The following is a 7,077-nucleotide window of genomic DNA, read 5'->3' as shown; positions in this document are numbered from 1 at the left end:
CTAGATCGCCCAGGTCGACGTGCGCCCCGCCCCTTCCCGTAACCGGGGGCTCTGCCCCCGGACCCCCGCGCCTCAATCGCCGGCGGGGCTGGGTTTCAGCCCGTCCGGGGCCCGGGGCAGAGCCCCCGGAACTCAGTCCTCCCGTACCTCGCGGTGCGCCTTCGCCAGCTCCAGGTACATCGCGGCGTTGAGCTTGATGCCCTCCCGCTCCTCGGCCGTCAGCTCCCGCTTGACCTTCGCGGGCACCCCCGCGACCAGGGAGCCGGGCGGGACCCGCATCCCCTGGGGCACCAGCGCCTGGGCCGCGATGAGCGAGCCCGCGCCGATGTGGGCCCCGTTGAGGATCGTGGCGCCCATGCCGACGAGGACGTCGTCCTCGACCGTGCAGCCGTGCAGGACCGCGTTGTGCCCGACCGAGACCCGCTCGCCGACGGTGACCGGGAAACCGGGGTCCACGTGGACGGTGCAATTGTCCTGGATGTTGCTGTCGGCGCCCAGCGTGATCGGCCCCAGGTCCGCGCGCAGCACGGCGTGGTACCAGACGCTCGACCCACGGGCCATGGTCACCTCGCCGACCACCACGGACGTCGGTGCGGCGAAGGCCTCCGGGTCCACCTCCGGTTGCTTGCCGCCGACGCCCGTGATCAACGCCCGCTCTGCCATCGCCTGCTCCCTCGGATGCTCATGTGCTGTGGGTCGCGCCAGGGGGAACCGTAAGCGACGGCCCCCGCCGAGAGGACGGTGGGGCGAACATCACAGGCCGGCGCGCCGATCGGCCGCGCCCCGCCGACTACCGTGTGCGGGTGCGGAAGAACAGAAACACGTTCTCATCGCCCGCCGGCTGGCGGCAGCGGCTCCTCTCGCGTGCCGTGCACGGCGGCTGGCGCCGGTTGCAGGAGGCGGGTGCCGTCACCGCCGAACGCCCCGGGCGGCTGCGGTTCCGCCGGCTCGGCCCCGGCACCCGGCTCGCCTTCCCGCAGGGCACGGTCTTCGGCGAGGCGTGGATCGAGCTCGGCGACTACTGCATCATCGCGGAGCAGGTGACGCTCACCGCCGGGATGATGCCCGGCCTCGACCTGGGCCCCGACCCCGTCCTCACCCTCGGCAACGGCGTCGTCCTCGGCCGCGGCAGCCATGTCATCGCCGACGCCCGGGTGACCATCGGCGCGGACACCTTCTGCGGCCCGTACGTCTACATCACCTCCACCAACCACAGCTACGACGACCCGCACGAGCCGGTCGGCCGGCAGTGGCCGCGCAGCGAGCCGGTGGAGATCGGCCCGGGCTGCTGGCTCGGCACCGGGGCGGTGATCCTGCCCGGGGCCAAGCTCGGCCGCAACGTCGTGGTCGCCGCGGGCGCGGTCGTACGCGGCGAGGTGCCCGACCACGCGGTGGTGGCGGGGGCGCCGGCCCGCGTCGTACGCAGCTGGGACGCCGAGAAGGGCTGGCAGCCGCCGCTGCGCACGCCCACGCCCCAGCCGATCCCGGACGGTGTCACGCCCGAGCAGCTGGCGGCGCTGGCGGCACTGCCCACGCCGGCCGAGGCCGACGGCCGCTGACCACCGGGAAGTCGGAGGGAAGGCCGTATCAGCCGGCGGCCAGCAGCACCGTTCCCACCAGCGCCAGCCCGGCTCCGGCCGTCTGTACCGCCCGCAGCCGCTCCTTGAGCACACCGCGCGCGGCGAGCGCCGTCACCACGGGGTAGAGGCTGGCCAGTACGGCGGCCACGGTGACGGGACCGTGCTGCGCGGCGATCGCGTACGTGCCGTTGGCGGCGACGTCCGCGAGCCCGACGAAGGCGAGGGCGGGCAGTGCCGCCAGGATCACGCGCATGCCGCCGTCCTCCGGAAGGGCCCGCCCGCCGCGCTTCACGGAGACGTACAGGGCCGCGCCGCCCACCGCCACATTGGTGACGCGCTGCACGAACAGCGCGAGGAAGAGCCCGGTGAGGGTGGTGGACGCCTCGGAGATCAGCGCCATCACCGTGCCGAAGCCGAACGCCGCCACCAGCGTCAGCAGCACCGCCTGCCGCCGCACCGGCGCCCCGCGCAGCTCGGGCCCGCCCGCCAGCACCACGCCCGCGACGGCCACGCCGATCCCGGCGTACTGCAGCACCCCCGGCCGGTCGCCCAGCAGCAGGCCGACCGAGACGGGCACGACCACGCCGAGGGAGCCGAGCGGGGACACCACGCCCATCGGGCCGAGCGCCAGCGCCTTGTAGAACGCGAGCATCGCCACCGGGCCGACGGCGCCGGCGGCCACCGCGTACCAGAGCAGCGGTCCCGCCTCGCTCCAGCCGCCGGTCGCGACGACCACGGCGCCCAGGACGACGACCGCGATCGTCTGGGAGACGACGACCACGGTGAGCGCGGGGGTGCGCCGGGTGAGCAGCCCGCCGCCGAAGTCGGCCAGCCCCCACAGGAGGCTGGTGGCCAGGGCGAACAGTGCTGTCATGGGGTCCTCGCCTCGCAGTACAGTGCAGTGAACGATGAAGTGCACCACACCGTAGTGCAGCATATTGAACCCTGTCATCCAGAATATTGGACGGAATGTGTCGGACCTTGATCAGCTCACGCAGTCGCTCGCCCGCAACCTGAAGCGCTGGCGAGGGGAGCGGGGCTTCACCCTCGACGCGCTCGCGGCCCGCTCGGGGGTGAGCCGCGGCATGATCATCCAGATCGAGCAGGCGCGTACGAACCCGAGCGTCGGCACCACCGTGAAGCTCGCCGACGCCCTGGGCATCTCCATCACCACGCTGCTCGACTACGAACGGGGGCCGCACGTCCGGCTCGTGCCCGAGGAGCAGGCCGTCCGCATGTGGTCCACGGACAAGGGCAGCCGCACCACGCTGCTGGTCGGCACCGAGGCGCGGGGGCCGCTGGAGCTGCTGTCGTGGACCCTGATGCCGGGCGACGGCTACGCCTCCGACCCACATCCGGGCGGGACCACCGAGCTGCTGCACGTCACGGCGGGGGAGCTCACCCTGGTCGTGGACGCCGTCGAACACCGCCTACCGGCCGGAACCTCCGCCGTCTTCGAGTCCAACGTCCCGCACGCGTACCGCAACGACGGCGAGGAGCCCGTCGAGATGACGATGGCCGTGTCGGTCCCGCCCGTCCGCTGAGCCCGTCGAGCTCGCTGAGCCCGTCCTCCGAGACGGTCAAGCACCCGTCGCGGCGCCGCTGTTAGCGTGCGGACCATGCGCGCACCCATGGGAGACTTCGACGACGCCCGCCCCGCCCCCGACTGCCTCGACGAGCTCACCGCACCCGTCGCCGCCGCCGTACGCGCGTGGCAGGGGCACGTGCCCGCCGAGCAGCTGCTGTACGTGGACACCGACCCGGCCATCGCCGACACCGCCGCCTTCGTCGAGCACCACGGGCAGGACCTGCTCGACACCTCCGCCAACTGCGTGGTCGTGGCGGGCAAGCGGGGCGGCGAGAGCTCGCTCGCGGCCTGCGTGGTGCTGTCCTGGACGCGGGTCGACGTCAACGGCGTCGTCCGCAAGCACCTGGGCGTCCGCAAGGCGTCGTTCGCGCCCATGGACACCGCGACGGGCGAGACCGGCATGGAGTACGGCGGGATCACGCCCATCGGCCTGCCCGGCGACTGGCCGCTGCTGGTCGACTCCGCCGTCGTCGACCGCGCGTGGGTGCTGATCGGCAGCGGCCGCCGCCGCGGCAAGCTCATCGTGCCCGGCAAGGCCCTCGCCGACCTGCCGGGCGCGGTGGTCCTGGAGGGCCTCGGGGCGGCCCCCGCCGTCAGCTGAGCTTCGGGATCTCGATGGCCGGGCAGCGGTCCATGACCATGTCGAGGCCCGCGGCGCGCGTGCGCGCGTAAGCCTCCCGGTCGGTCACGTCCAGCTGGAACCAGACCGCCTTCGCACCCTTGGCCACGGCCTCGTCCGCGATGCCCCCGGCCAGGTCGCTGTTGACGAAGACGTCCACGACGTCCACGGGGAAGGGGATGTCCGCGAGCGACGCGTACCCCTGCTCCCCGTGGACCGTCTCCGCCTTCGGATGGACGGGCACGATCCGCTTCCCGAACCCCTGGAGCACGGCGGCGACGCCGTACGCCGCGCGGGAGCGGTTGTTGGACAGCCCCACCACCGCCCAGGTGTCCCCGGACTCGGTCAGGATCCTGCGGACGGTCTCGGCCTCGGACTCGGCCCCGGACTGGTTCTGCACGCTGTGCCTCCTCTGTCGGTCTCTGTGTGCGCCAACCCCCGCCCCGGGTGATTCCTTCCCGGTCGGCGGCCCCGCATAGGGTGGCGGGATGCAGGAGCAGTACCGGACGGTCGCCCGCGAAGGCGTGCACGAGACCGAGATCAACCGCTCGCGCTTCCTCTGCGCGCTCGCGCCCGCCGCGACCGAGCAGGAGGCGCAGGACTTCGTCGCACGCGTCCGCAGGGAGCACCCGACCGCCACCCACAACTGCTTCGCGTACGTCATCGGCGCCGACGCCGCCGTACAGAAGGCCAGCGACGACGGCGAACCGGGCGGCACCGCCGGTGTGCCCATGCTCCAGATGCTGCTGCGCCGGGACATGCGGTACGTCGCCGCCGTCGTCACCCGCTACTACGGCGGGGTCAAGCTCGGCGCGGGCGGACTGATCAGGGCGTACGGCGGCGTCGTCGGCGAAGCGCTGGACGCCCTCGGCACGGTCACGCGGCGCCGCTACCGGCTCGCCACCGTCACCGTCGACCACCAGCGGGCCGGGAAGCTGGAGAACGACCTGCGGGCGACCGGGAGGGCCGTGCGTGACGTGCGTTACGCCGAGGCCGTCACCATCGAGGTCGGCCTGCCGGACGCCGACGTCGGCAACTTCCGCGCCTGGCTCGCCGATGCGACGGCCGGGACGGCCGCGCTGGAGCTCGGCGGCGAGGCGTACGGAGATGCCTGAAGCGGCACGCGTTGTCGGACCCCACCGCTAATCTCAGGGCCCATGAGACTCCTGCACACGTCGGACTGGCACCTGGGGCGGTCCTTCCACCGCGTCGGCCTGCTCGACGCCCAGGCCGCGTTCCTCGACCACCTGGTGGCGACGGTGCGCGACCGCGACGTGGACGCGGTCCTGGTGGCGGGAGACATCTACGACCGGGCGGTGCCGCCGCTGCCCGCCGTGGAGCTGTTCGACACGGCCCTGCACCGGCTCGCCGACGCCGGCGTACCGACCGTGATGATCTCCGGGAACCACGACTCCGGGCGCAGACTCGGCGTCGGCGCGGGACTCATCGGGCGCGCCGGGATCCACCTCCGGACCGACCCGGCCGGGGTCGGCACCCCGGTGGTGCTGGCCGACGCGTACGGCGACGTCGCCTTCTACGGGTTGCCGTACCTGGAACCGGCTCTCGTACGGGACGAGTTCGGCGCGAAGAAGGCCGGCCACGAGGCCGTCCTGACGGCCGCCATGGAGCGGGTCCGCGCCGACCTGGCCGGGCGGCCCCCCGGCACCCGCTCCGTCGTCCTCGCCCACGCCTTCGTCGCGGGCGGCGAACCGAGCGACAGCGAGCGGGACATCACCGTCGGGGGAGTGGCCGCCGTTCCGGCCGCCGTTTTCGACGGCGTCGACTACACCGCCCTCGGGCACCTGCACGGCAGCCAGACGATCACCGCGCGCGTGCGGTACTCCGGCTCGCCGCTCGCGTACTCCTTCTCCGAGACCGACCACCGCAAGACGATGTGGCTCGTCGACCTCGGCGCGGATGGGGAGATCACCGCCGCCGAGCGGATCGACTGCCCGGTGCCGCGCCCGCTCGCCCGCATCCGGGGCCGCCTCGACGACCTGCTCGACGACCCGGCGCTCGCCCGCCACGAGCAGTCCTGGATCGAGGCCACCCTCACCGACCCGGTCCGCCCGGCCGAGCCCATGGCCCGGCTCGCCGAGCGCTTCCCCCACGCCCTCAGCCTCGTCTTCGACCCCGACCGGCCCGACGACGAGCCCACCGCCTCCTATGCCGAGCGCCTGCGCGGCCGCAGCGACCAGCAGATCGCGGAGGACTTCGTGGCGCACGTACGCGGCGGGGCGGGCCCCGACGCGCCGGAGAGGGAGGCCCTGCAGCGCGCCTTCGAGGACGTACGGGTCGACATGGAGCGGCGCGAGGTGACCGCGTGAGACTGCACCGGCTGGAGATCACCGGCTTCGGCCCCTTCGGCACCACCCAGACCGTCGACTTCGACGCCCTCTCCGAAGCCGGGCTGTTCCTGCTGCACGGCCCGACGGGCGCGGGCAAGACCTCCGTCCTCGACGCCGTCTGCTACGCCCTGTACGGCGCGGTGCCCGGAGCCCGGCAGAGCCCGGGCACCTCGCTCCGCAGCGACCACGCCCCGGCCGGGACGGCCACCGAGGTGGTGCTCGACCTCACCGTCGGCGGCCGCAGGCTGGAGATCACCCGCAGGCCCGAACAGCTCCGCCCCAAGAAGCGGGGCTCCGGCTTCACCAAGGACAAGGCCCAGTCCTGGCTGCGCGAGTACGATCCCGAGCGCGGCGCCTGGCAGGGGCTGAGCAAGTCCCACCAGGAGATCGGCGAGGAGATCACCCAGCTCATCGGCATGAGCCGGGAGCAGTTCTGCCAGGTGGTGCTGCTGCCGCAGGGCGACTTCGCGCGCTTCCTTCGCGCGGACGCCGAGGCGCGCGGCAGACTCCTCGGCCGGCTCTTCGACACCCGGCGCTTCGCCGCCGTCGAGGAGCACCTCGCCGGGCTGCGGCGCGTCGCCGAGCAGCAGGTGCGGGACGGCGACGAGCGGCTCCTGGGCCTCGCGCACCGCATCGCGCAGGCGGCGGGACCCGCCGCCGCGGACTGGCCCGCGCCCGACGGCAAACCCGGCGACCCGGGGCTCGCCGACTCCGTGCTCGCCTGGGCCGCCGTCGCCCGCGCCGGGGCCCGCGAGGCGCTGGACGTCGCCGCGTCCGCGCTCGCCGCCGCCGAGAGCAGGCACGCCGCCGCCCGCCGCGCCCTCGACGAGGAGCGCGACCTCGCCGCCCGGCAGCGGCGGTACGAGGACGCCGTGCGCCGCCGCGAGGAGCTCGACCTGCGGCGCGCCGACCGCGACGCCTGGCAGGCCCGGCTCGACCGGG

At 74.0% G+C, this 7,077-nt stretch carries 9 protein-coding genes; 6 read left to right on the top strand and 3 right to left on the bottom strand.

The annotated features are described in order from the left end of the window. Positions 1-132: 132 nt before the first annotated feature. Complete coding sequence (locus ABZX67_RS33045) at positions 133-663, bottom strand: gamma carbonic anhydrase family protein (protein WP_355368423.1); 531 nt, start codon at positions 661-663, stop codon at positions 133-135. 140 nt (positions 664-803) lie between these two features. Between ABZX67_RS33045 and ABZX67_RS33040 the strand changes: the two genes are divergently transcribed. Next, on the top strand, positions 804-1,559 hold the full coding sequence (locus ABZX67_RS33040) for an acyltransferase (RefSeq protein WP_355368420.1): 756 nt from the start codon (positions 804-806) through the stop codon (positions 1,557-1,559). A 28-nt stretch (positions 1,560-1,587) separates the two neighbouring features. Here the strand turns inward: ABZX67_RS33040 and ABZX67_RS33035 are convergent, their stop codons facing one another. Further along, positions 1,588-2,454, bottom strand: a complete 867-nt coding sequence (locus ABZX67_RS33035; protein ID WP_355368417.1) for a DMT family transporter — start codon at positions 2,452-2,454, stop codon at positions 1,588-1,590. A 97-nt stretch (positions 2,455-2,551) separates the two neighbouring features. Between ABZX67_RS33035 and ABZX67_RS33030 the strand changes: the two genes are divergently transcribed. After that, a complete protein-coding gene (locus ABZX67_RS33030) occupies positions 2,552-3,124 on the top strand; it encodes an XRE family transcriptional regulator (protein ID WP_355368414.1) in 573 nt (190 codons plus the stop codon). A gap of 75 nt (positions 3,125-3,199) precedes the next feature. After that, the gene (locus tag ABZX67_RS33025) at positions 3,200-3,769 is read left to right on the top strand and encodes a YbaK/EbsC family protein (RefSeq protein ID WP_355368411.1); all 570 of its coding nucleotides are present in this window, start codon (positions 3,200-3,202) and stop codon (positions 3,767-3,769) included. Here the strand turns inward: ABZX67_RS33025 and ABZX67_RS33020 are convergent. Beyond that, positions 3,762-4,187: a CoA-binding protein gene (locus ABZX67_RS33020; protein ID WP_355368408.1), complete on the bottom strand. Its 426-nt coding sequence runs from the start codon at positions 4,185-4,187 to the stop codon at positions 3,762-3,764. The two genes, ABZX67_RS33025 and ABZX67_RS33020, sit on opposite strands and share 8 nt — an antisense overlap. An 88-nt stretch (positions 4,188-4,275) precedes the next feature. Between ABZX67_RS33020 and ABZX67_RS33015 the strand changes: the two genes are divergently transcribed. The 3 genes from ABZX67_RS33015 to ABZX67_RS33005 form a co-directional block, all read left to right on the top strand. Beyond that, on the top strand, positions 4,276-4,902 hold the full coding sequence (locus tag ABZX67_RS33015) for a YigZ family protein (protein ID WP_355368405.1): 627 nt from the start codon (positions 4,276-4,278) through the stop codon (positions 4,900-4,902). 42 nt (positions 4,903-4,944) lie between these two features. Next, positions 4,945-6,114 carry an exonuclease SbcCD subunit D gene (locus ABZX67_RS33010; RefSeq protein ID WP_355368402.1) on the top strand — a complete coding sequence of 390 codons (1,170 nt, stop codon included), beginning with the start codon at positions 4,945-4,947 and terminating at the stop codon, positions 6,112-6,114. Next, positions 6,111-7,077 (top strand): SMC family ATPase (locus ABZX67_RS33005; protein ID WP_355368399.1); only part of this gene is annotated, 967 nt, incomplete at its 3' end. The genes ABZX67_RS33010 and ABZX67_RS33005, both read left to right, overlap by 4 nt.

Source organism: Streptomyces sp. NPDC003036 (assembly GCF_040611175.1).
Taxonomy (GTDB): Bacteria; Actinomycetota; Actinomycetes; order Streptomycetales; family Streptomycetaceae; genus Streptomyces.
This window is presented reverse-complemented; position numbering and strand designations above follow the sequence as displayed.

Excerpts from the sequence above, each read along its gene's own strand:
- ABZX67_RS33015 (WP_355368405.1), top strand. The coding sequence starts at position 4,276 with ATGCAGGAGCAGTACCGGACGGTCGCCCGCGAAGGCGTGCACGAGACC.
- ABZX67_RS33010 (WP_355368402.1), top strand. The coding sequence starts at position 4,945 with ATGAGACTCCTGCACACGTCGGACTGGCACCTGGGGCGGTCCTTCCAC.
- ABZX67_RS33035 (WP_355368417.1), bottom strand. The coding sequence starts at position 2,454 with ATGACAGCACTGTTCGCCCTGGCCACCAGCCTCCTGTGGGGGCTGGCC.
- ABZX67_RS33045 (WP_355368423.1), bottom strand. The coding sequence starts at position 663 with ATGGCAGAGCGGGCGTTGATCACGGGCGTCGGCGGCAAGCAACCGGAG.
- ABZX67_RS33025 (WP_355368411.1), top strand. The coding sequence starts at position 3,200 with ATGCGCGCACCCATGGGAGACTTCGACGACGCCCGCCCCGCCCCCGAC.